Origin of the sequence: Thalassolituus sp. UBA6592 (assembly GCF_002433655.1) — a bacterium.
Classification (GTDB): Bacteria; Pseudomonadota; Gammaproteobacteria; order Pseudomonadales; family Oceanobacteraceae; genus Venatoribacter.
The window spans coordinates 1-294 of sequence record NZ_DJIO01000081.1; the positions used below are offsets into that span (position 1 = coordinate 1).

1 protein-coding gene is annotated in these 294 nt (G+C 56.8%); it reads right to left on the reverse strand.

The window, feature by feature from the left end:
* A partial coding sequence (locus tag B2Z72_RS08085; protein ID WP_297004515.1) for a methyl-accepting chemotaxis protein occupies positions 1-294 on the reverse strand: 294 nt, incomplete at both ends.

Below are 294 nucleotides of genomic sequence, written 5' to 3' on the forward strand. Positions count from 1 at the left end.
CTGATGGACTTCGTCAATGCGTTCCGATACTTCGTTGGTCGCCTGGCTTTGCTCATGGGTGGTGGTGGCAACTGACGCCATATGCGATTGCAGGGTTCCGGTCTGCTGCTGAATATCAGCCAGAGACTGGCTGGCGGTTTCGGCTCTGGCGACGCTGTCACTGGTGAGCCCGCGCATCGCTGAAATCTTTTCTGCGGCATTGCTGATGCCCGCCGAAATCTGCTGAATCCGCACGGAAATATCATTGGCGGATTCATGGCTGCGGGAAGCCAGTACCCGTACTTCATCTGCCAC